We start from the raw sequence: 18,629 nt of genomic DNA on the forward strand, positions 1-18,629 counted from the left end.
ATCCGTCTTCGGTAATTTCAGATTACCTTTAAATTGCTTTCCTAACGTTATACATGTACGTAAGATAGGGTGACATTTACGCTCGGACGCCACCATGCCCCGCCTCGCCGCCACGCCCGACCAGATCCGCGCCACCGTGCTGGCCATGCTGACCGAAGCCGGCGACGCGGCGCCGCCTTCGGCCGCACGCTTTCGACGCGTGGTGTCGGTGCGCAAGCTGCGCGACCGCCTCGGCGGCGGCGACCCGGCGACGCTGTCGCGCACGCTCAATGCCATCGAGGCCGAAGTGGTGCGCGCGGGCCTGGCCGACCTGGCCCTGCCCGAGCTGCCCGCCGAGATCGCCGAAGCGATGCGCGCGTTGTGGCAAGCTGCGGTCGCGGTGCAGCTTGACGATGTGGTGCGTCTGCGGCGCGAGGCGCAACAGACCGCAGAGGCCGCGCAGTCCGCCCGCGCCGAGGCCGACCTGCGGGTCGAACTGCTGCGCCAGGAACTCAGTGAGGTCCGCGGGCAGCTTGCCGCGCGCGACACCGTACTGGCCGAAGCCAGAGCGGCCCTGGCAACGGCTAGCGCGCGGGCCGACGAGCAGGCGGCACGTCGTGGCGAACTCGAGACGGCACTCGCGACCGTGCAGGAACGTGCCGTGGCGGACGAGCGCGCCCACACCGAGGCGATCGCCACGATCCAGACGCGCTACGAGGCCCTGTCGAAACAACTCCTGCAGGAAACCGCCCATCAGCGCGATGCGGTGCGCGCCGAGCGCGCACAACTGGCCTCACAACTCAAGTTCGCGGAGCGGCGCATCGCTGCGCTCGAAGAGGAGCGCGGACGACTGGACGCAGAACTGGTCAGCGAGCGCGCCGCGCGCCAGACCGCCGTCGGCGAGGCGAGCGCGCTCAAGGCCGTCACCGCCAGCCAGCGCGCCCAGCTCGACGAAATGCTGCGCGCGACCCTGGCCGCTGCCACGCCCGCCGCCAAGGTGGCACGTGCGACCCGATCGACCGCCAAGCCGGCCGGTAAGCCCGACGGCAAGCGCCGCGACAAGCCATGAATCCGGCCGACTGGATCGATACGGGCGCGGTGCCGCCGCGCCCCTTGCCGGCCAAGGTAGACGCGGCGCTCGCCTACCTCGCCGAGGCGCTCGGGCACCCGGTCTACGCGCACTGGACCCTGACGCGCATCAAGCGCCGCTACGGATCGCTCGCGGACGCCAAGGCGGCGCAGCCGACGGTCCTCAAGTTGCTGCTGACCCACGACGGGGCGGTCGAGTACTGGGAGCGCGGGCGTCTGCGCACCGCGCCGGCGGATCAGGCGCCGAGCCCGGACGCGGTCCTCGCTCGGCTGCTGCACACGCATCGGCGTCGCTTCCGGTCCGCCGACGCCTCGGCGAACGCAGGGGCAGTGCCGGCGACCGCGCAGACAACGGGGCTGGTGGCAAATCCGTGGTTGGCTGCGCACAGTCACGCAGATCACGCGTGGCTCGCGCGCACCGGCCGCTTTGCCCAGCCACAGGCCGCCGCCAACACGCTGGGCGCCGTCGACGACGCGCAGGCGCTGGCGCTTTTTCTGCGCGACCGGACTGGCCGATCGTCCCACACGCTACGCGCCTATGGGGCCGAGCTGCGTCGGCTGATGCGCTGGTGCGGCACGCATGGCTTCGGGCCTTTTTCGGATCTGACGCGCCAGCAACTGCTCGCCTACCGGCACACGTTGGAGCACGGCTCGTCCGGCACCGCGAACACCACACCGCCGCTGTCCGAAGCGACCCGCACGCGCGCACTCGCGGTGGTAGCCAGCCTCTACGGCTACTGGTACGCCACCGGCTACCTGCATGCCAACCCGGCCGCCGGACTGTCCGCCGGCAGCCGCGCACGAAGCGGCTTTGTGCCGACGCGGCTGATCCCGTCGGCACTGCTAGACGCGTGCGATGCCTGGCTTGACGCAAACAGTGCCGGCGATTTGTTGCCGGCGCTTCGCCAGCGTGCGATTTGGGCGCTGTATCGCTATGCCGGCGTGCGCCTGGCGGAACTGGCCTGGTCGGCCGAGACTGCACTGCCCCGACTGGAGGCCGAGGCGCCTGGGCGGTGGACGCTCTATGTCTGCGGCAAGGGGCGCAAGGTACGAGCCATCCCGCTGCCGGCCCAGTGCATGGTCGTGCTGCGGGCCTATCGGCGTGCCCGCGGCCTGCCACCCGAGCCATCGGCGCACGAAACATTGCCCGTGATCCACGGCAGCAAGGGGGAAGCGCTGCAGCAGACGGGGCTCTATCGGGAGATCAAGGCGATCTTCGCTGTCGTGGCCGATGGTCTGCAGGCGCGCGAACCCGCAAAGGCGATGCTGCTGCGCGCCGCGTCGCCCCACTGGCTGCGCCACGCCTACGCACGTACGCTGGTGGTCGACCACCAGGTGCCGCTGCCGGCCGCCCAGGCGCTGCTTGGCCACGCCTCCGTACAAACCACGGCAGCCTACGCCAAGACAGATCTGACGCAATTGCGTGCCTTCGTCGATGCCACGTTCGCTGATGATGTGCCCTAGTGACCGGTCGGGCCGGCGAGGACCCGTTGTGCAGGCGACGCGGCGCCTGGTCGACCAAATCAGATGGCGCGGAACAACCCATCTCAGTCGTTCGGGGACCTGACATGAAGTGACCGCTATGGGCGCCGATATAGACGTCCTGATCCGGAGCAGTCAGGATGTGCGAGCGATATTGCCAGAACGAGCGTTAAGGCCTCATAACCCGCATTGCGGGGTGATGATCTGCATTCTTCAGCGGAAGATAGATCTCATGCGAAGCGGGGTCGACGGCGAGGCTGTGCGCATTCGCTCCGACAAAGCCTTCCGCGACCTTTGTCACGTCTGTAGCTGTGACCTTGAAAACCGACAGCACGCCTGACTCGCTTGCCACATACACCTGGCCAAGATCTTCGTCATAACCCAGCACATCCGGCTCCCCGCCGACGCCGAAATTTGCGACGATCCGTTTGGCTTCCAAATCCATTACTAGCAAGCGATCAATGCCCTCACAGACGATGAACGCTAGCCGGAACTTCGGCACGATTAGCAACCCGTGGTTGCCTTCTGCTCCCGGCAGCGCGATGCGATCCAAGACTCTGTCAGTCTGCGGATCAATCTCGGCCAGAGACTGGCGACCCTGGACGTTCACGAAGATGTGTTTTGAGACGGGGTCGTACTGCGTGTTCCCGACGGCTCCGCCTAACTCAATGGTAGCCACACGCCGGTTAGTGCGGACGTCGATCACGGTTTCGGTGTTGCCATGCTCGTCAGAGACATACAGCTTGCCAACCTCTGGCGCATAGGCGATCCCGTCAGGATACTTGCCGCCTGGGATGCGGGCTACGATCTTAAATGTGGATGCATCGATTGCCACGACCTCATCGGTTCCGGTTGCCGACGCGTACACGCGATTGAGCTCGGGAATGGCGAGCGTTCCATGCACATGGCCCACGTTGGATATGGTTGCCGCAATGGTCTTCGTCTTGGTGTCCATCACGACGATCTCGCTATCACCGAGATGCGCAATGAATAGCTTGGAACGGGTCGGGTCGAGGCTGAGATAGTCCCATCGGGTCTTCCCACCCGGCAATCGAAAGTCGCCTACGTGTTGCAGCGGCAAGGCGCGAGAAGGCATCGTCGTCGTACCGGACAGGCAGGGAGCTGGGTCGAGCAACATAGCAAACAAGAGTGCCAAAACGGATAGGCCGTGGTATCGCAGCGATTGCTGTTCTCGCGGGGTGCGCCTTGTGAACATAGAGATGCTCCAGAGCCTATGGTTTATGCACGCCAGCCTGTGCGTCCAAGGCCTTCTTGATACTTGCGGCGAGCTCAGTCGCTTTGCCCTTGCCCCAATAATGCAGGAACATATAGCGCGGCTGTTCGTTGGTCATGTGCTGGTGGATGGCAACGATATTGATGCCACCTGATCGCATCGCTTTGAGCACCACCTGAAGCTCCTCTTCGCGCATCGCGAAGTCCCCGTCCACGATGGCGGAGTCATCGGTCCCGGCGAACGCCGCCCACGTATTAAGGCCCATCTCATTGCCGAACGTGACGCCATGCATGGTCCCCTTGGCACCGATGACAACTTTGAACATCCCGTTGCTCGCCTGTCCCTTCTTGCCGAAGACGGTTTCAAGCGGTGCGGCACTGATCGCATTCTCGTGCGGAATCGCACCTGAGAAGCCGCTCCCAACGGAAGGGTTGGCGGCGCGTATTTCGGCTATCTTGTCGTATAGCTTCTTCACGCCGGCGGCTAGCTGATCAGGATTGCCCATACCTCCGATGTGCATGAAGTACACCCGCGGTTGATCAAAGAAGAAGTGATTGTGGAGCGCCGTGACGTCCAACCCGGCCTCGAGCGCGACGCTCATGGCTGGATTCACTTCGTCCTCAAGAAGAACAGTGTCTCCCATCAGCATGACTTGATGTCCGTGTGCCGGAGTGAACGCTGCCCACGACGTTAGCCCCATGAAGGGGGGCATGGCCGCACCATCCACTTTGATCGGCACGTCGGTACGTGGTTTGGAAACCTTGAAGACGTTCTCGGCTTCGGAAAAACTGCCCTTCAAGCCGGTGATCTGCTCGAGTCGAGTGGTATCCAGTGCTACACGTCGCTCCACAGGGGCTGCGGTCGCGATAGTGCAGGCACCGATGATGCAGGAAACGGCCAGTACGACTTGCTTTGCAGCTTGCATTGTTCGCTCCAGTTTCGCGCCTGAAAGGCGCCAGGTCGGCTACACGCCGAATCTCGATCAGTTGAGCGGTTTGATCCGTCTGAAGGCGGTCAGAATGGCGAGGTCATAGCCGATTTTCAGCACACCGCAGGCCAACGGCGGTGCGCCAATCCAGCCCATGGCCATTAGCCCTCCTGCAAGTACCGGGCTGACCGCAGCGGCCAGGCTCCTCGGAACAGCAGTCAGGCTTGCCGCCGCCGTACGCTCAGCGGGAGTCACCACAGCCATCACGAACGCCGTTCTAGTCGGCACGTCCATTTGCGACAGCGCACTGCGCGCAAGCAACAGCAGCAAAGTCAATGCCAACGATGGCGCGAAGGCGGCAGCAATCAGAAAGGCGCTCGAAGGGATGTGAGTGAACACCATGGTGTTCAGCAACCCGATCTTGCGCGCCAACGGCACCGCCGCGAGCTGGGAGGCCGTTGTCAGCAATCCCGCCCAGAAAAAGAACTGACCCGCTGCTCCCGGGGACATCCCGAAACGCTGCATCAGCCAAAGCGACAACAGGGCATTCACTACCAGGCCGCCAGCAAACGCATCGATGCTGAATAGCATCGCCAGCCGGATAACGATGTGACGAGATGGGCCCAGGGGGGTAGTTGGTGCGGTCGACTGCGGATGAGGTTTGGGAAGGCGGGTATAGAGCGCCCATAACGCGATGCCGGTCAAGGCGTAAATGACAAACATCCACCGCATTGCCGCCAGAAACGACACATCGGCATGAGCGGAGATCCATGCCGGCAGGGCAGCAGCCAAGGCGCCGATGGCGGCGGAGAATGCCCCCACAAGGCTGTACCGAGCGAACAGCGCCGTCCGGGCCTCAGGTGTCGCGGCGTCTGCAAGACGGGCTTGCTCCAGCGGCAGGAACACGCTGACATCGCCCGAGCTCGGGTTCAGCGTACCGACAAAGGCTACGATCAACAGTGGCCACAGTGATGTCAGGACTGCAAAGCCCAGCCCTGTAGCCGCCATCAGCACCGCAGCAAGCATCAGCAGACGGCGTTGTGAAAAGCGGCTCCCAACGAGTCCGACGAGAATGGTTCCGAGCGCGGAGCCAATCAGCGTCACGCTGCTGATCAGTCCGACAGAAAACTGGCCGAAGCCAAGCCCCAGCAGATACGCTGGCAGGAGTACCGCGACATACCCGTCGCACAATCCACGCAACGCACGGCCGACGAGAAGCGGCTTCACGCTTGCGTCGATTCCAGGCGGAAGCACAAGACTGGCGAGTTTCGTACGGAAGGTTGCGCGTGCCGACATGCCAGCCTCGCCTGGTGCGGAGTCAGTCCTCGTCATCGTCGTCTGCGAGTTGTCTGCCATCCTCGCCGATCAATATTGTTGTCTTGTCAGCGCCGGACCCGAAAGTGACCTCGTATCTAGTCCTGCCATCCGCTACCTGCTTTTTGATGTCGCCGACGGCGCGGCCCCTCGCCTGCTGGTCAATCGTTGATCTGACTGGTGCGGGAACCTGAGCGATGGCGACCACCTGGTGACTGCGCTCGCCGAATGGGTGCCTGTCGCAGCCCGTCGTGGCCAGGGCTAGTGCACCAGCCAGTGCAGCCGATGCGAACTTGCGAAGACGAGAAGACATCGCAGGCTCCCTCCTTTCTTCACTGAATCACCAACTTCCCTTGCGCCAAGAGGACGCCATCGCGGCGATACTCAATCATTTGGCCGTACCGCCACACCTCGAAACACTCCTCGGCCTTTGCGCTGGGATAGGCCAGGCAAAGATTGCTGCCGCGTACACTCCAGCGCCCCTTCTGCACCTGGCCTTGCATGATGGATTCGACGGTACCGTCCGATGCGAATTTGTCGGCCCAGTGGGGGCCGTCAGTGATCACCTTCCCGCTGATTGTCCGTTTGATCTCCGATGCCTTCAGGTGTCGAAATACGTCTTGCGCCGTTGCTGCGGTCGCTGAACTGGTGATAGCGATTCCTGCACATACCGCAGTCAGTATTCGTTTCATTTGAACGTCCCAAGGGAAGTCAGGTGGAGACCTGTGGTGGCCATTGATGGGTTTCCGCCTAACAGCTTTGACACCATGCGTACAATGCGTCGTACATCACCACGCCTTGCGCAAGCATCTCGTGGTCATTCGTGAAGACATGAGAAAGCCCTAGTGAAATGGCGTAGAGCCCGCTTGACTGCGGCGTGAGGTCGAGCCGCGAGGTATCCGCACCGCGAACAATGCTGGCTAGTTGCTGAAGGGCCGGATTCTCGCCTAACTTGTACTTCTCCAGAAACGCGTCGAAGCTGCACAGCTCACCGACGTGCGTGAGCTCAACACCTGGGATGTCGTAGGGGATCGCGCCGGTTTCGTTGGCGATGCGAACCACGTCGCCCGACGGTACATACAGGAAGTCGGGCGCGTCATCGACAAATCGGGCGATCAGCCATGGGCAGGCAATACGATCGATCTTTGGCCGTTCACGTGTGATCCATTTCATGGCTCTATCCGTAATGGTTTCCGAATCGTCGGGTGATTACCTGCGATCCAGTCTTCGAATCCACCAACCAGATACGTCGCGTCGAAGCCAACGGCCTCGAGTAGCGCTGCGCAGTCCTGGCTGACCTGGTGGCCGTGGACGCAATAGACGGTAACCGGGCGATTCGCATCAAGCGTGGCGATCCAGTTGCCAAGTTCGTCCGGATTGCGCCAGGCAGCCCCCGCAATCATTTGTTCACTCGCATCGAACGCAGGCTTACGCCGGACGTCGATCAACTGCGGGGCGTTTAATCCGTGCAAGGCAGCCGCGAGTTCCAAGGAAGATGTGGCGTTAGGCATAGGTGTGCCTGCTTCGGTTAGTCCCGCACGGCAGCCGCGAAGCGAGTGGCCGCCCGTTGCCAGTGGATGTTCTGCATGAACGCGTCCACATAAGCTGCCGCCTTTGCGCCGTAGTCCATGTGGTAGGAGTGCTCATACATATCGAGCGCCAGGACCGGTGTACCCCCAGCCAACGTATGGGCGTGGTCAGATGCCCACTGGTTGACCAGCCGCCCGTCACGCGGCGAGTAAGTAAGCAGTACCCAGCCCGATCCGCCGCCGAGCGCCTTGCCCATCGCGGTGAATTCGGCCTGCCAGCGTTCGACCGAGCCGAAATCACGTTCGATCGCCGTCTTTAAAGCACCGTCCAGCGAACCGCCGTCACCCAGGCTGTCGAAGTACACCTCATGCAGAATCATGGAATTCGTCGCGATGAGTTCTTCGCGCTTCAGTCCGTTGAGCGTGAACACGGGAGCGGTTGCCATATCCAGCTCTGCGAGCGTGGCCGTAATGGCATTCAGTCGCTTGACCGCGCCGCCATAATTGTTCTCATAGTGGCTGAAGATCAGCTTCTCGGAGAGGCCAGTCAGCTTCGCAGGTTCACAACCTAGCGGCTTCATTTCGTAGAGCATAAGAGTCTCCTGTGGCATCTCAGTGATGCAACAACGGATAGGCGACCAGACCAATCAAGGCCGCCCCGGCAACGATCATGGGCTCGGACAGCTTCTTGAACTTCAGAAGCAATGCGACGGTGACAAGCGCCAGCAACGCTGTCGGGATATCAACGATCGACCGCTTCGCCAACACGATCACCGCGCCAGTAATGGCGCCGATGGCCGCCGCGGTGACACCGTCCACAAAGGCGAGGATCGCAGGTAGTTTTCCGTATTTCTTGAAATATGGGGCGGGTAGGACGGTGAACAGGTAGCACGGTAGAAACGTTGCGGCCGCAGCCACGCAGGCGCCAGGCAGGCCGGCGACGAGGTAGCCAATGAAGCCAACGGTGATGACCACCGGGCCGGGTGTGATCATGGCGACTGCGACGGCATCGACAAACTGCTTGTCGTTCAGCCAGTGGTACTCCGTCACCACACCACCGTACAGGAACGGCACGATGGCAAGTCCCGACCCGAAAACGAAGGCTCCCGCCTTGGCAAAGAACACGCCAATCTGGGAAAGAAGCGGCCAATCCAACGTACTCATCATGCCGCTTGCCGCCGGCAGTGGGGTCGCAGCGAACGCATTCATCTTGCCTTGGCGCAGCCACTTCGGCGGGGCGCGCCAGAACCAGACCAGGACGCCCGCGGCAAGGAACAGCCACGCCACTTCCGATTCTGTAATGACCGTGACGGCCACGAGCACCAGATAGATAAACCAGAGCAACTTGTCGTTGCCGACGCTCTTTTTGGTCAGCTTGTACGCGCTGATTGCGATGATGCCAATCACTGCTGCGCCTACGCCATAGAATACCGACTGCATCCAGGTCAGGCCGCCGAAGCGCACATATGCCCACCCGAGTGCCAACACCATGAGAAACGACGGCAGTACAAAGGCCACGCCGACGAGCGTTGCGCCTACGATGCGGTAGTGGACGTATCCCAGGTAAATGGCCAGTTGAGCGGCAAGCGGTCCCGGCGCGAGCTGGGCCAGGGCAAGGCCTTCCTTGTAGTCGGCATCGGTGATCCACTGCTTTGCCTCGACGAGGTCGCGGTGCATGTAGCCGGCTAGCGCCACGGGACCGCCAAAGCCGAGGGTGCCAAGCCGCAGGAAGTACATCACCAGTTGGCGTAGCGTATAAGTGGGCGCGGTATGTACCGAACCGGCTGCAGTGGTATCGGGTGGTTGGGGCGAGTTCATCGTGTCTGTTGAATAGTTTGCTTCTTTGTTGATTGGCAACGACTAGCGTTTGCGCGGGCTTGAGAAATGCGTGTACAGCGAGTCGAGGACATAGCCGACTTCATCCAGCAGTGCGTCGTCGTTAGGGAGGCGTTCCCGGGCGCCTGCCAGCACTGCCTCAAAGCCACTGGCTTCGGCAACCGGTGTGCCGCCGACATCCAGAACATGGATCATCTGGCCGAGGCGGGCGAGCCCTTTGTCTTCGTCTAGTCCGAAGCTGGCGAGCAGCACCTCAAACGAAACGCGGTCGCCAATGTGTGTGAACGTCGCGCCATCGAAGTCGAATCCAAGTGCGTCGTCAGGGCACTGACGGACATCTTCGAGCCAGAGAAAAGTGGCATGGGGATCGATAAAGCGCCGGATCAACCAAGCGCAGGCGACACGGTCTACCCATAGATGCTGGCGGGTCGCCCACTGGCGCCCCTGATACTGGGTCGGGTCACGTCGCGGAATGTTGCCGGCTACTCCGTGCGGCTCGCCGGGCGAAAGCAAGATGTCGATCGCTGCATTGAAGTCGCGCCACTGCAATTCGGCACGGGCGGACGCCTCGTTAGGGAAAAAATCGACCTTGCGGATAGCGTCGATCCCTCGACCGTGCCGGCGTGCCACGCGCAGCAGCTCCGCCTCGTCCGAATCGGACAATGTTGAGCGGGCGCTGGAGAGTTCGACCATCCATTCGGCATATTCGGTGGACCGGTCGAACAACGCGCGATACTCCGCCTCCTGCTGGTCGTCAGCGGCCTGTACGGACAGCATCCAGACCTTGCCATCCTCACTGGCCGCATCGGTTGCCAGTGTCTGCAAAGGTGCCCGCAGTCCTGGCAGATTGGGGAGTAGATAGGCCCCGTCCCGCAGTGCTGTGGCGCCAAGCGCCTTGATCCCGCGCCAGAATCGCATGCGCGCAGTGGAGGCGGATGTTGGCAAGCTAACGACGAGCAGTAGCCAGGCAGTCTCGGGAGAGGATGGGAGAGCGTTCATGCAGACAGCTTAGCGGGCTGTATGCGCTACTTCAATGTTGTAGAGATCTCTACAAAATCAACGTTCGGCGCCTTGGAGATTGCAATAAAGTGCCGTATGAGCACTTTTACCTCCATGGTGCTCGCTCCTTAACTCGCGAGCAGTCTGTAGGACGATGGCGGATGTATGGCCAGCCCCTATGGAGTTACAAGAATTCATCGCCCCCTGCGCATACGACAGAGCCCTCTACATCCGGGCCATCGTTCTTGTTGCCGAGTTGGGTCTATTTAGGAGGTGCCTTATGAAAGGACTCTCGATCGCATTGATTGTGATGGGATATCTCGCCGTTCCTTCTGCTGTTGCCGCCGCCCCGCACGCAAGCGAAGGCATTCTGGTCGACGAACAGGGAATGACGTTGTACGTCTTCGCTGGAAAGAGCAGCCCCGATGCCAAATCCTGCGAGGGGAACTGCGAGCGGAATTTTCCACCTGCACTCGCCGCTTCCGACGACAAACCGGTTGGGATGCTCACGCTAGTCCCCGGCCGCGGTGGTAAATCGCAATGGGCTTATCAAGGAAAGCCGTTGTATCGCGGCCTGATGGACAAGAAGCCAGGCGACCGTTCAGGGGATGGTCTGAATGAGGTTTGGCACAGCGTGCCTGTGCGATGAACGCTTGGTCGAAATGAGAGTTCGGGCGGGAGACCCTCGTGCATTGACTGCGGTCAGAACCCTGGCGGCCGCGACGTTGGCGGCCGCCAGGTAATGCCTGGCTTTGCTTTAGTGGCAGTGACGAATGCCGGTCTTGTGGTCCATATGACAGCCTTGACTGTCAGTTCCGCCGCTGTGCGCCCATACACTGCCCGATGCGCAAGCCAGAACGGCGGTGAGAATGATGGCAATCCGTTTCAAAGTCAGTCTCCCTGGAATATTGGTTTGCGGTCTCAATTTGCCGCACGCTCAAACTATCATCAGAGCGGTGATTAGGCCTTCCCCGCCACGGGAGGGCCTGTTGCGGCCGTGTCACAGCGCCAACGCCCGAGAATCTCGGCGGCAAGACGTGCCGCGAGGCTGAAGTCTCCTTCAGCCCCTGAGTCGCGAATTTCTGCAATTTTCTACCCGAGGTTCAAGGGGGAGTCCTTCGCGCAGCCGTATAAGAGGCAATGGATCTGGATGGAGGTTTGCCATGGCAGACGTGGAAGAGTGGCTGACGCACGCGAGAAAAGTGACGCAAGAGGCGTCCATTGGGGTCGATGTGACCAGCATTCAGGAGTGCATCAGTGCAGAGCCGGCCCAAAGAGTCCTCGTCGCGCGCCGCGACGCGTGGCGTGCCATCTGCTGCGCCGCATTTGCAGCCTTGGTCGCGTTTGCGGCAATCAATCGCGTGGCGACCATCATGTTGGAAAAGCCTGCCCCGACGTGGGTGGCGACGCCGTCCGCCGCCTCTCCCTTTGGACTCCTCATCGGTAAATGATGAAATCTCGTACCCGACGGCTTTCCTTGTCTACGCTGTTTGGCGCACTACTTGGCGTGTCCGTCGCGGCGGCATGGCTGTATTACTCGCATCGGAATGAAGCCGGACATGGTGACTTGCATGAAATCCTGCACGAAGCTGTTCCACTAGATGCCAACGAGCGCGAGATTCTTGAGTTGAAAGAAGATGCCTTTGCGCAGCGTCGGCGCGAGATCGAAACACGCCTGCGGGCTGCAAATGGCAAGCTTGCCGACGCCATCGCCAAGAATCCCGCCTGGTCACCGGAGGTGGAAGCAGCAACCCAGGAAGTAGAGCGGGCCGCCGGCGATCTCCAGCGAGCGACCTTGGTTCACGTGTTTGAAATGCGTGCGGGCCTGAAGCCGGAACATCGACCTGCTTACGATCGCGTTCTTATCGATGCACTACGCCGCGGCTCGCAGTGAATCCGGAAGACGCTGACAGGATCCTTGCCGCACAGGCCGCTTCCGGCAACCAGCGTGCATTCGGCCAACTTGTGGCGCGACATGGCGTGGCGCTGGCTCAGGCCGCGCGCAGCTTCGGCATCCCTGAAACCGATGTGGACGACGTCGTCCAGGACACCTTTGTTGCCGCCTGGCACGCCCTGGATGACTTCGATCCCGACAGGCCATTTCGCGCCTGGCTCTTCCGCATTGGGCTGAACAAGATGCGGGACTTGTATCGCTTTCGGCGCGTCAGGCAGTTCCTTTTCGGTGCCGAAAACCTCGGCGACCTGGAGCTTGCGGGCGGCGTGGCCAACGACGAGCCGGGCCCGGAGCAACAGGTTGCCGCCCGGCTGGAGTTGGCCCGCGTGGCTAGCACCTTGGGCAAGCTGGACACGGGTTCGCGAGAAGTCATAGTCCTGACGGCCATTGTCGGGATGTCTCAGCCAGAAGCGGCTGCCGTGCTTGGGCTGAGTGTGAAGGCTGTCGAAGGGCGCATCGGGCGGGCACGGGCCAAGCTTTCCGCCCTGCTGGATGCTGACTCGGAAAAATAAGTTTGGATTCACCGAGGGGAAGCATCGACCTGGTCCGTATAGAGAGGGATAGCCTCCACCGCTGACCTCTTGATGAAACAGGTGATCTCCTCGTTCCTTTGTCGACCTCGCTTCGTCGGCTCCGCAATATGGCTGCTGCCCGTTGCGTTGAGCCACGCTGCCGAGGCGCCTCCTTTTCCGAACCTGTTGCAGCAATCGCTTGCACTCGCTCCGGCGATGGTCGCGCAGGCCGCCAATGTTCGTGCGGCTGGCGCCGATGCTGCTCAGGCCCAAGCCTGGCTGAATCCGCGAATCGATACGGTGCTTGAAAACCTTGGCGCTCCCAGTAGTGATGGGCTGAGTCAGCGCCAGAATACCTATTCGATCACGCAGCCTTTCGAGCTAGGAGGTAAGCGCGGCGCACGGATCGAAGTTGGCGAACGCAACTTCGCTGCGGCGCAAGCACGGGAGCGTCAGGCACAGGTAGCCTACGCCGCCGAACTTGCAGTAGCCTATGCAACGGCTGAAGCGGCGCTCGGACGCAAGATACTGGCCACGGAAAACCTGGCGCGTGCCAATGAAGAGTTGGCGGCCGCGCGTGCGTTGGTCGATTCCGGGAAAGAAGCCAGCTTGCGCAGCGCGCAGGCCAAGGCCAGTGTGGCGGCGGCGCAGGCCGCGGAGGCGGCAGCCACCAACGATGCCACCCAGGCTCTGGCGAGATTGTCCGCGATGTCCGGCGCCTCCGAACCCTATACGGCCGTCACGAGTTCCTTGCTGACGACCCAGGCCGTCGTCCCGAATGCCCCGGCAGCACTCGCCGAGTCTCCGTCAGTGCGGGCCGCCGAAGCGGAACGCAATGCGCTGGATGCTCAAGTTGACGTCGAGAGGAAGCGCTGGATTCCTGATGTTGGCGTCAGTGCGGGCGTCCGCCGCTATGGCTGGACCAATTCCAGTGGCTATGTGGTTGGGGTCACGGCCTCCATTCCATTGTTCGATCAGAACCGGAACGGCATCAATGCCGCGGTTGAGCGGGTTGCAGCCGCCCAAGCGCGGCTTGACAGCGTCCGGCTCGAGGCCAACGTGGCGCGCCAATCGGCCATATCCCAGGTAGCGACCGCCGACAAGCAGCTCGCTGCTGCCAGCGAAGGAGAGCAGGCGGCGGCAGAAGCCTATCGCATGGGGCGCATTGGCTATGAATCCGGCAAGACGCCACTGATGGAATTGCTAGCGGTGCGGCGAGCGCTCGTCGACGCCCGGCAACTGACGATCGATGCGCGCCTGGCGCGCGTGCGCGCCCTGGCGGCGCTGGCACAGGCGGACGGCCGCCTAGCCTTTGAGGAATCACGATGATGAAGAACGAGCGCCGGTCGGTCAACTGGCCGATGATCGCAGGGGTCGCCGCCGTCGCAGCGGCAGTAGGTTTTGGCGCGGCGCATCTCCCAGTGTCGGAGAAGTCCCCCGCATCTACACAGGCCCCGGAAGCACAGAAGCCACAATCCGCCCCAGTAAAGCCCGGTCTGAAGGAGGTTAAGATCCCAGCAACCTATCTTGCCGCCGCAAACATTGCCGTAGAACCTGTGGCGAGCGCCGCCGTCGGAACGGAAATACTTGCGCCCGCCACGGTTGCTGCGCTGCCCGGTAGCGAAGCCGTGATCGTATCGCGTGCGGCCGGCGCCGTACAACGCGTCCAGCGCCGGCTTGGCGACGTCGTGAAGGCTGGCGATGTACTCGCCCTGGTCGATAGCCCCGAGGCCGCCGGCATGGCAGCGGAGCGGAAAGTGGCCCAGGCCAAGGCCGATCTCGCGCGCAAGACCTACGAGCGCGAGGCGAGCCTGTTTCAGCAAGGCGTGACACCGCGCCAGGAAATGGAGGCGGCAAAGGCTGCTCTGGATGTTGCGCAAGCCGAGGCGCTGCGCGCTGCTACGGTGGCCCAGTCCGCTCACCTTGCGTCCGACGGGCGCTCGGTCGCCGTGGTCAGCCCGATTGCAGGAAAGATCACCGCCCAGTCCGTCACCCTGGGTGCATTTGTGGCGCCACAAGCCGAACTCTTTCGGGTAGCCGGAACTGGCGCCGTACAGGTAGAAGCCGCCGTGACGGCTGCAGATACCAGTCGCATCGTCGCTGGGAGCGAAGCCACCATTCTGTTGGCCAATGGATCGCCATTGTCAGCGCGCGTGCAGGCGGTGACGCCAACCGTGACGGGCAGCGCTCGCGTTGCAACCGTGGTGGTGGTACCAGCACAGCCTACAGATCGACTTGTCGTTGGCGAGGGTGTGCAGGTGCGTCTGCGTACAGCGGTGGCTGATGCCGCCGCCCTGTCCGTGCCGGAAGACGCGGTGCAGAACCTCGACGGCCGTGACGTCCTATTCGTCCGCACGCAGGAAGGCTTCCGCCCTATGCCCGTCCTCGTCGGCACCCGCAGCGGCGGCTCGGCACAGATTCTGTCAGGCGTGCAGGCTGGAGAACAGGTGGCCACCCGTAATGCCTTCCTGGTTAAGGCCGAGATGAACAAAGGCGGCGGGGACGAGGAATGATCGAGAGCATTCTCAGCGGCTCAGTCCGCTATCGCTGGCTGGTCCTGTTTCTGACAGCAGTTGTCGCCGTAATTGGGGCCTGGCAGCTCAACCTGCTCCCCATCGACGTCACACCGGACATTACCAACAAGCAGGTCCAGATCAACTCCGTGGTGCCAACGATGAGCCCCGTGGAGGTAGAAAAGCGTGTCACGTATCCAATCGAGACGGCGATTGCTGGTCTGAACGGGGTGGAAAGCACGCGATCGATGTCGCGCAACGGCTTCAGCCAGGTGACGGTGATCTTCAAGGAGAGTGCCAACCTGTACTTCATGCGCCAGCAGGTGTCAGAACGACTGGCACAGGCGCGGCCGAATCTGCCAGAAAACGTCGAGCCACAGATGGGGCCTGTTTCGACGGGGCTGGGGGAAGTGTTCCACTACAGCGTGGAATACCAGTATCCGGACGGCACAGGGGCCTCCATCAAGGACGGCGAGCCCGGATGGCAGAGCGACGGCAGCTTTCTCACCGAGCGTGGCGAGAGGTTGGACGATCGTGTGTCACGACTGGCCTATTTGCGTACGGTGCAAGACTGGATCATCCGCCCGCAATTGCGCACCACGCCTGGTGTCGCCGATGTCGATTCCCTAGGGGGCTATGTCAAGCAATTTGTGGTGGAGCCGGACACGGGGAAGATGGCAGCATACGGAGTTTCCTACGCGGACCTAGCCCGGGCGCTCGAAGATACCAACCTTTCTGTCGGCGCGAACTTTATTCGGCGCTCAGGCGAGTCGTATCTGGTCCGCGCCGACGCGCGTATCAAATCTGCGGACGAGATATCCCGTGCCGTGATTGCGCAGCGGCAAAATGTCCCGATCACAGTCGGGCAGGTAGCGCGCGTCAAGATTGGTGGTGAATTGCGATCAGGCGCCGCCAGCCGGAATGGCAATGAAACGGTGGTGGGCAGTGCGCTGATGCTGGTCGGTGCCAACAGCCGGACGGTGGCGCAAGCCGTGGGTGACAAGCTCGAACAGATCTCGAAGACGCTGCCACCAGGCGTGGTGATTGTCCCGACGCTGAATCGTTCGCAACTGGTGATTGCAACCATCGAAACGGTGGCAAAAAACCTGATCGAAGGCGCGCTGCTCGTGGTGGCGATTCTGTTCGCGCTGCTGGGTAACTGGCGTGCCGCCACCATTGCCGCGCTAGTCATTCCGTTGTCCCTGCTGGTCAGCGCAATCGGCATGAATCAGTTCCACATCTCGGGCAACCTGATGAGCCTGGGTGCGCTCGACTTCGGCCTGATCATTGACGGCGCGGTCATCATCGTCGAGAACTCCCTCAGGCGGCTGGCCGAGCGCCAGCACCGCGAAGGGCGCCTGCTGACGCTCGATGAGCGTTTGCAGGAAGTTGTCCAATCGTCACGTGAAATGGTGCGTCCGACGGTCTACGGCCAGCTTGTGATCTTCATGGTCTTCCTGCCATGTCTGACATTCCAGGGCGTGGAAGGCAAGATGTTCTCCCCGATGGTAATCACGCTGATGCTGGCGCTTGCCTCTGCCTTCGTGCTGTCGCTCACCTTCGTGCCGGCCATGGTCGCCGTGATGCTCCGGAAAAAGGTTGCAGAGACAGAAGTGCGCGTCATCGTGGCGACCAAAGAAAGTTACCGGCCATGGCTGGAGCATGCCGTGGCACGCCCAATGCCCTTCATCGGCGCAGGCATCGCGACAGTCGCTGTGGCTACAGTGGCGTTCACATTTGTTGGTCGCGAGTTTATGCCCACGCTGGATGAGTTGAACCTGAACCTGTCGTCGGTTCGGATTCCGTCTACGTCGATTGACCAGTCGGTTGCCATAGACCTGCCGCTCGAACGCGCCGTCTTGTCGCTGCCGGAAGTGCAGACTGTGTATTCGAAGGCGGGTACGGCCAGCCTCGCCGCCGACCCCATGCCGCCCAATGCATCGGATAACTACATCATTCTGAAACCGAAAAGCGAATGGCCGGAGGGCGTGACGACCAAGGAACAGGTGATTGAGCGTATCCGCGAGAAGACAGCACCGATGGTCGGCAACAACTACGACGTGACGCAACCGATCGAGATGCGCTTTAACGAGCTGATCGGTGGGGTCCGAAGCGACGTGGCCGTAAAGGTGTACGGAGAGAATCTCGACGAGTTGGCGGCCACAGCGCAACGCATTGCCGCAGTCTTGAAGAAGACGCCGGGAGCGACGGACGTCCGTGTGCCTTTGACTAGCGGCTTTCCGACCTTTGACATCGTGTTCGACCGCGCCGCAATCGCCCGATATGGACTCACGGTCAAGGAAGTCGCCGATACTATTTCCACCGCCATGGCGGGCCGACCTGCCGGGCAGATTTTCGATGGTGACCGCCGCTTCGATATTGTGATCCGCTTGCCCGGTGAGCAGCGGGAAAACCTCGACGTCCTCGGCGCGCTTCCCGTCATGTTGCCGCTATCGGAAGGCCAGGCCCGCGCCTCGGTGCCTTTGCGCCAACTGGTACAGTTCCGGTTCACGCAGGGGCTCAACGAAGTAAGCCGCGACAACGGAAAGCGGCGCGTCTACGTGGAGGCCAATGTCGGCGGCCGTGACCTGGGCAGTTTTGTGGACGATGCCGCGGCGCGGATCGCCAAGGAAGTGAAGTTGCCGCCGGGTATGTACATCGAATGGGGTGGCCAATTTCAGAATCTTCAGGCGGCTACGAAGCGCCTGGCCATCATTGTCCCGCTGTGCTTTATTTTGATTGCGGCGACGCTGTACATGGCGATCGGCAGCGCGGCGCTGACGGCGACCGTGCTGACCGCCGTGCCGCTGGCACTTGCGGGGGGCGTGTTTGCGCTGCTACTGCGCGGGATTCCGTTCTCTATTTCGGCGGCAGTTGGCTTCATTGCGGTATCCGGTGTGGCGGTGCTGAACGGACTGGTGCTGATTTCCGCTATCCGAAAACGCCTGGACGATGGGATGGCGCCTGACGCTGCGGTGATTGAAGGTGCGATGGAACGCGTGCGCCCGGTACTGATGACGGCTCTGGTGGCCTCTCTGGGCTTCGTGCCGATGGCGATTGCTACAGGTACAGGTGCCGAAGTCCAGAAACCACTAGCTACGGTCGTCATCGGTGGACTCGTCACCGCAACTGTGCTGACACTGTTTGTACTGCCGGCCCTTTGCGGCATAGTACTGAAGCGCCGGACCGCTGGCCGACCGGAAGCGCAAGCAGCGCTGGAAGCATGAGTTTGCGAGTCCACGCTCCCACTGCGCCTTGAT

20 protein-coding genes are annotated in these 18,629 nt (G+C 61.9%); 9 read left to right on the forward strand and 11 right to left on the reverse strand.

Going from position 1 to position 18,629, the window contains the following annotated elements:
* Positions 1–94 precede the first annotated feature (94 nt).
* Both RMET_RS31065 and RMET_RS31070 read left to right on the forward strand, forming a co-directional pair.
* The gene (locus RMET_RS31065) at positions 95–1,048 is read left to right on the forward strand and encodes a DNA-binding protein (protein WP_011514872.1); all 954 of its coding nucleotides are present in this window, start codon (positions 95–97) and stop codon (positions 1,046–1,048) included.
* Positions 1,045–2,532 (forward strand): tyrosine-type recombinase/integrase, encoded by a 1,488-nt coding sequence (locus tag RMET_RS31070; protein WP_011239980.1) that lies wholly within the window; start codon positions 1,045–1,047, stop codon positions 2,530–2,532. The genes RMET_RS31065 and RMET_RS31070 overlap by 4 nt, the downstream gene beginning before the upstream one ends.
* A gap of 187 nt (positions 2,533–2,719) precedes the next feature.
* Here RMET_RS31070 and RMET_RS31075 read toward each other — a convergent pair whose 3' ends face one another.
* The 10 genes from RMET_RS31075 to RMET_RS31120 are packed head-to-tail and all read right to left on the reverse strand — an operon-like array spanning position 2,720 to position 10,390.
* Positions 2,720–3,766 (reverse strand): YncE family protein, encoded by a 1,047-nt coding sequence (locus tag RMET_RS31075; protein WP_011514873.1) that lies wholly within the window; start codon positions 3,764–3,766, stop codon positions 2,720–2,722.
* A 16-nt stretch (positions 3,767–3,782) separates the two neighbouring features.
* Positions 3,783–4,709 carry a DUF1259 domain-containing protein gene (locus RMET_RS31080; protein WP_011514874.1) on the reverse strand — a complete coding sequence of 309 codons (927 nt, stop codon included), beginning with the start codon at positions 4,707–4,709 and terminating at the stop codon, positions 3,783–3,785.
* 57 nt (positions 4,710–4,766) lie between these two features.
* Positions 4,767–6,008, reverse strand: a complete 1,242-nt coding sequence (locus tag RMET_RS31085) for an MFS transporter (RefSeq protein ID WP_011239977.1) — start codon at positions 6,006–6,008, stop codon at positions 4,767–4,769.
* A 22-nt stretch (positions 6,009–6,030) separates the two neighbouring features.
* Positions 6,031–6,339, reverse strand: a complete 309-nt coding sequence (locus RMET_RS31090; protein ID WP_011514875.1) for a hypothetical protein — start codon at positions 6,337–6,339, stop codon at positions 6,031–6,033.
* 19 nt (positions 6,340–6,358) lie between these two features.
* Positions 6,359–6,718, reverse strand: a complete 360-nt coding sequence (locus RMET_RS31095) for a hypothetical protein (RefSeq protein WP_011514876.1) — start codon at positions 6,716–6,718, stop codon at positions 6,359–6,361.
* A gap of 58 nt (positions 6,719–6,776) precedes the next feature.
* The gene (locus tag RMET_RS31100; RefSeq protein WP_011239976.1) at positions 6,777–7,199 is read right to left on the reverse strand and encodes a chromate resistance protein ChrB domain-containing protein; all 423 of its coding nucleotides are present in this window, start codon (positions 7,197–7,199) and stop codon (positions 6,777–6,779) included.
* On the reverse strand, positions 7,196–7,537 hold the full coding sequence (chrE, locus tag RMET_RS31105; protein WP_011239975.1) for a rhodanese family chromate resistance protein ChrE: 342 nt from the start codon (positions 7,535–7,537) through the stop codon (positions 7,196–7,198). Before chrE ends, RMET_RS31100 begins: the two co-directional genes overlap by 4 nt.
* 17 nt (positions 7,538–7,554) lie before the next feature.
* Positions 7,555–8,148: a superoxide dismutase gene (locus RMET_RS31110; protein WP_011239974.1), complete on the reverse strand. Its 594-nt coding sequence runs from the start codon at positions 8,146–8,148 to the stop codon at positions 7,555–7,557.
* Between the two features lie 19 nt (positions 8,149–8,167).
* The gene (locus tag RMET_RS31115) at positions 8,168–9,373 is read right to left on the reverse strand and encodes a chromate transporter (protein WP_011514877.1); all 1,206 of its coding nucleotides are present in this window, start codon (positions 9,371–9,373) and stop codon (positions 8,168–8,170) included.
* Between the two features lie 42 nt (positions 9,374–9,415).
* Positions 9,416–10,390: a chromate resistance protein ChrB domain-containing protein gene (locus RMET_RS31120; protein ID WP_011514878.1), complete on the reverse strand. Its 975-nt coding sequence runs from the start codon at positions 10,388–10,390 to the stop codon at positions 9,416–9,418.
* Between the two features lie 280 nt (positions 10,391–10,670).
* Between RMET_RS31120 and RMET_RS31125 the strand changes: the two genes are divergently transcribed.
* Positions 10,671–11,039: a COG4315 family predicted lipoprotein gene (locus RMET_RS31125; RefSeq protein ID WP_029310258.1), complete on the forward strand. Its 369-nt coding sequence runs from the start codon at positions 10,671–10,673 to the stop codon at positions 11,037–11,039.
* A gap of 108 nt (positions 11,040–11,147) precedes the next feature.
* On the opposite strand, the gene RMET_RS33895 is transcribed toward RMET_RS31125, so the two are convergent.
* Entirely contained in the window at positions 11,148–11,315 is a 168-nt protein-coding gene (locus tag RMET_RS33895; protein ID WP_349677146.1) for a YHYH domain-containing protein, read from the reverse strand.
* A gap of 238 nt (positions 11,316–11,553) precedes the next feature.
* Here RMET_RS33895 and cnrY point away from each other — a divergent pair, with 238 nt between their 5' ends.
* From cnrY to cnrA, 6 genes are all read left to right on the forward strand, one after another.
* Positions 11,554–11,841, forward strand: coding sequence for a cobalt/nickel resistance anti-sigma factor CnrY (gene cnrY, locus RMET_RS31130; protein ID WP_011239971.1), 288 nt, complete (start codon positions 11,554–11,556; stop codon positions 11,839–11,841).
* A complete protein-coding gene (cnrX, locus tag RMET_RS31135) occupies positions 11,838–12,284 on the forward strand; it encodes a periplasmic nickel sensor CnrX (protein ID WP_011239970.1) in 447 nt (148 codons plus the stop codon). Before cnrY ends, cnrX begins: the two co-directional genes overlap by 4 nt.
* Positions 12,281–12,856: a nickel resistance ECF sigma factor CnrH gene (gene cnrH, locus RMET_RS31140; RefSeq protein ID WP_011239969.1), complete on the forward strand. Its 576-nt coding sequence runs from the start codon at positions 12,281–12,283 to the stop codon at positions 12,854–12,856. The genes cnrX and cnrH overlap by 4 nt, the downstream gene beginning before the upstream one ends.
* A 72-nt stretch (positions 12,857–12,928) precedes the next feature.
* The gene (cnrC, locus tag RMET_RS31145; protein ID WP_011239968.1) at positions 12,929–14,185 is read left to right on the forward strand and encodes a nickel efflux RND transporter outer membrane subunit CnrC; all 1,257 of its coding nucleotides are present in this window, start codon (positions 12,929–12,931) and stop codon (positions 14,183–14,185) included.
* The gene (cnrB, locus tag RMET_RS31150; protein WP_011239967.1) at positions 14,182–15,369 is read left to right on the forward strand and encodes a nickel efflux RND transporter periplasmic adaptor subunit CnrB; all 1,188 of its coding nucleotides are present in this window, start codon (positions 14,182–14,184) and stop codon (positions 15,367–15,369) included. Before cnrC ends, cnrB begins: the two co-directional genes overlap by 4 nt.
* Positions 15,366–18,596, forward strand: coding sequence for a nickel efflux RND transporter permease subunit CnrA (cnrA, locus tag RMET_RS31155; RefSeq protein ID WP_011239966.1), 3,231 nt, complete (start codon positions 15,366–15,368; stop codon positions 18,594–18,596). Before cnrB ends, cnrA begins: the two co-directional genes overlap by 4 nt.
* The last annotated feature ends 33 nt before the right edge of the window (positions 18,597–18,629 follow it).

The organism is Cupriavidus metallidurans CH34 (genome assembly GCF_000196015.1).
Taxonomy (GTDB): domain Bacteria; phylum Pseudomonadota; class Gammaproteobacteria; order Burkholderiales; family Burkholderiaceae; genus Cupriavidus; species Cupriavidus metallidurans.

Excerpts from the sequence above, each read along its gene's own strand:
- RMET_RS31065 (WP_011514872.1), top strand. The coding sequence starts at position 95 with ATGCCCCGCCTCGCCGCCACGCCCGACCAGATCCGCGCCACCGTGCTG.
- RMET_RS31070 (WP_011239980.1), top strand. The coding sequence starts at position 1,045 with ATGAATCCGGCCGACTGGATCGATACGGGCGCGGTGCCGCCGCGCCCC.
- RMET_RS31075 (WP_011514873.1), bottom strand. The coding sequence starts at position 3,766 with ATGTTCACAAGGCGCACCCCGCGAGAACAGCAATCGCTGCGATACCAC.
- RMET_RS31080 (WP_011514874.1), bottom strand. The coding sequence starts at position 4,709 with ATGCAAGCTGCAAAGCAAGTCGTACTGGCCGTTTCCTGCATCATCGGT.
- RMET_RS31085 (WP_011239977.1), bottom strand. The coding sequence starts at position 6,008 with ATGTCGGCACGCGCAACCTTCCGTACGAAACTCGCCAGTCTTGTGCTT.
- RMET_RS31090 (WP_011514875.1), bottom strand. The coding sequence starts at position 6,339 with ATGTCTTCTCGTCTTCGCAAGTTCGCATCGGCTGCACTGGCTGGTGCA.
- RMET_RS31095 (WP_011514876.1), bottom strand. The coding sequence starts at position 6,718 with ATGAAACGAATACTGACTGCGGTATGTGCAGGAATCGCTATCACCAGT.
- RMET_RS31100 (WP_011239976.1), bottom strand. The coding sequence starts at position 7,199 with ATGAAATGGATCACACGTGAACGGCCAAAGATCGATCGTATTGCCTGC.
- chrE (WP_011239975.1), bottom strand. The coding sequence starts at position 7,537 with ATGCCTAACGCCACATCTTCCTTGGAACTCGCGGCTGCCTTGCACGGA.
- RMET_RS31110 (WP_011239974.1), bottom strand. The coding sequence starts at position 8,148 with ATGCTCTACGAAATGAAGCCGCTAGGTTGTGAACCTGCGAAGCTGACT.
- RMET_RS31115 (WP_011514877.1), bottom strand. The coding sequence starts at position 9,373 with ATGAACTCGCCCCAACCACCCGATACCACTGCAGCCGGTTCGGTACAT.
- RMET_RS31120 (WP_011514878.1), bottom strand. The coding sequence starts at position 10,390 with ATGAACGCTCTCCCATCCTCTCCCGAGACTGCCTGGCTACTGCTCGTC.
- RMET_RS31125 (WP_029310258.1), top strand. The coding sequence starts at position 10,671 with ATGAAAGGACTCTCGATCGCATTGATTGTGATGGGATATCTCGCCGTT.
- cnrY (WP_011239971.1), top strand. The coding sequence starts at position 11,554 with ATGGCAGACGTGGAAGAGTGGCTGACGCACGCGAGAAAAGTGACGCAA.
- cnrX (WP_011239970.1), top strand. The coding sequence starts at position 11,838 with ATGATGAAATCTCGTACCCGACGGCTTTCCTTGTCTACGCTGTTTGGC.
- cnrC (WP_011239968.1), top strand. The coding sequence starts at position 12,929 with ATGAAACAGGTGATCTCCTCGTTCCTTTGTCGACCTCGCTTCGTCGGC.
- cnrB (WP_011239967.1), top strand. The coding sequence starts at position 14,182 with ATGATGAAGAACGAGCGCCGGTCGGTCAACTGGCCGATGATCGCAGGG.
- cnrA (WP_011239966.1), top strand. The coding sequence starts at position 15,366 with ATGATCGAGAGCATTCTCAGCGGCTCAGTCCGCTATCGCTGGCTGGTC.